Annotated in this window: 3 protein-coding genes; all 3 read left to right on the forward strand. The window is 30.9% G+C overall.

What is annotated here, in order from left to right; genetic code table 11:
- Window positions 1-417: hypothetical protein (locus RBH29_RS17360; protein ID WP_306698269.1), on the forward strand; the 417-nt coding region annotated here is incomplete at its 5' end.
- Window positions 418-428: 11 nt separating this feature from the next.
- On the forward strand, window positions 429-632 hold the full coding sequence (locus RBH29_RS17365; RefSeq protein ID WP_306698270.1) for a hypothetical protein: 204 nt from the start codon (window positions 429-431) through the stop codon (window positions 630-632).
- A gap of 721 nt (window positions 633-1353) precedes the next feature.
- Window positions 1354-2271, forward strand: coding sequence for a hypothetical protein (locus tag RBH29_RS17370; RefSeq protein ID WP_306698271.1), 918 nt, complete (start codon window positions 1354-1356; stop codon window positions 2269-2271).
- Window positions 2272-2852 lie beyond the last annotated feature (581 nt).

Raw genomic sequence — 2852 nt, forward strand, 5'->3', positions numbered from 1 at the left:
ATTATAACTAGTGAAACAAATGAACCCCCATCACTATCCACAGATTTTTATGTTACAGAAAAAGGGGATGTAATACCCGCTACTGGATATAGATATATGGATTCAGAATACGCAGAACAGACCTTTAGCACGAATAGCGCCCCAGGTTCCTATTTTGGATTTGAGAAATTTGATTCAGCTGCAGATGCACAAAATGCATTTCAAATAGCTCCAAAATGGAATGACTGTATGATGCGTGGGGAATTTGATACAATACAAGTAATAGATGATATTTATATTCCTACTACTTATGGTAATACAACAAATGTTCCTGAACCATTTGCTGTAAGTTATTCAGAATATGGTGAAGGTGGAACATATCAAATGAAAGTGGATGAAATGTTGAATTTCAGAGATTTACAAATCATTGACAAATAAAGGAGTTTTCAATGAACAAAGAACAGTTATTATCACAGTTGACAAGGTTATATGATTCTTACGGAGTTGATAAAAGCGAGATTCTTGAACATACTGTTGAGGATATCGCAAAAGGGGCAAAAGGTTATTTGGCAAAGTTGGACAAAGAGAAATGTAAAGAATATAGCAAGGAAGACAGAAAGGTTCTAAAGGATATTTACTTCTATTTTTGTTAAGTTGTGACCTGTGCCTTGCAAAAATTCAATCGGGCTAAAATACGCACCAATATTTAACAAATGACGCATGTGCTACATACAATTTTATACTTTTATAACAATAATGACTTAATCAAAAAACAAGCACTTTGGTAATTTAAACAAAGGCGCTTGTTTTTTTGCATAACAAAATAAGCTATTGAAAAAAGATATAACTGTTAGGCAACTTTTTTGTAGCTGTGATAAAGTCCTCCAAGAATTGGCTTTGAAACTAATTTAGTATCTTCTACCTTAGTTTTAGGAGGTTTTTCTTATAAAATAGGAGTTTAAAAATTAAGTCCTTGATGTGTCCTGACAGGATGATAATAATCTTCTAAATAATTTTTGAGTAAATACTCCAAATGCTTCTGATTAAATGTAATAACATGATTTAACAATTCAGCTTTTAATAGACCGACTGCTCGTTCGTAGATTCCATTCTGTCATGGATAATTATAACAAAGACATACAACACTTTGAAATATAGAGTTGGAACAGTAAAAAATCCATAAGTACGTATGGTGAATTAAACAGGGTAATTAGTAAAAATGTAGGTAATATAAGTGGAGAAGCTCTGTATAAATGTGATATACTTGTATTTGACGGAAATGATTATTTAACTACAGAATTGTTAATACTCAAGATGTCCCAAATAGAGAAATAGGTAGCATTATAAAAGTAAAATAAAAGAGGAGGAGATTTTGTGAAAAGAAGTATTAAAATTTTAGTGATTTTTGTAACACTTATACTGTTATTAAGTTGTAGCTCAAAAGAATCAATTATAGAAAATGATAAAAATACAAGCACAGATAATAAAAAACATGATTTAAATGAAATAGAGAATGATGATGAAAGTTTAAGTACAAATGGTCAAATACATAATTTAAATGAAGAGGATAATCATAAAAACAATATAGAAAAAGATAATATAGAGCAAACAAAAATAACTATAAGTACGCTTTTACAAAAAAAAGTTAGTGGTGTTCGTGCAAACGTGTATGATTTGCATGGTTCGATTAATCCAGATACTATAATAAAAAGTTTTCCTGATAAGAATGCAGATCAATACTATAAAAGAAATTTTTTTATGGTAGAAGTAGGTGTTCATAAGGATGATATTTTTCTGGTGTGGAATACATATTTGGTAAGAGATGATTATACTCAAGTTTTGGTATGGGATGAAACTGGACATTTTATTGAGGTATGGAGAGAAACAGAACATGTTCTTACTTTGGGGAGACATGAGATAGGAAAGACTGAATTTGATGGAAATGAAATACTTGGCTTATTTAGAACGGGATTTGTTTTAGAAAACCATATATATAAGTATATAGAAAAAGATAACAAGGTTTTTGTTTATGGCGAGACAGGTTATACTATAGTTGATACAGAGAATAATACTGTAAAACACTTAATTTTAGATTTCTATTCTCCTGCTCGTGTACATTTACATTTATTACATTATGATGATAACTACATTCGAATAAGAGAGTTTAGTGAATTTACAGATACTGAACAGAAAGTTTTAAAATCTATTAAAGTACCTAATAAAGAGAGAGTTAATCCCCCAATCTTAATGGTTGAAGACATTTCGCCTTTCTCTAAGTATTGGCATGACTGAAAAGTGCTAAGAGGACGAGGTTATTGACAACAATTCTAAAAAACTAAATTAAGGCTGGAATTTCCTTTCATAAGGTCATTCCAGCCTTGATACTTGTAAGCGTCTATTTATGTATATGATGCTGCAGGTAACCAATTAGAAAAAGTAGAATATATAAATGGAGTAAATAAAGGTAAAACATCGTATACATATGACGACTTAAACAGGCTTAAAACTGTAACTGAGCCAAATGAAAGGGTTACTGAGTACACCTATGATGCATCAGGCAACAGGGAAGTTGAAAAAATTGAACATAATGGCGAAACAACAATTAATATCTATGAGAACAACGAGCAAAATCGTTTAGAAAAAGTAACAACAAGAGTTGATGGAAGTGTAACAGAAACAACTGTATATGCTTATGATGCCAACGGTAATCAGCTTGAAGTCACAACAAATGGAAGTCTTGTGATAAGTAATACATATGATGATAAAAATCAGTTGGTAAGGACAGAAGCTAATGGAAAAACTGTTGTAAACACTTATAACGGTAAAGGCTTAAGAGTAGCAAAAGAAGTAAACGGATCTTTGACAAGATATTT

The organism is Herbivorax alkaliphila, assembly GCF_030848475.1.
Classification (GTDB): domain Bacteria; phylum Bacillota; class Clostridia; order Acetivibrionales; family Acetivibrionaceae; genus Herbivorax.

What these genes read in the sequence shown, in the direction of transcription:
- RBH29_RS17365 (WP_306698270.1), top strand. Translation starts at nt 429, where the DNA reads ATGAACAAAGAACAGTTATTATCACAGTTGACAAGGTTATATGATTCT.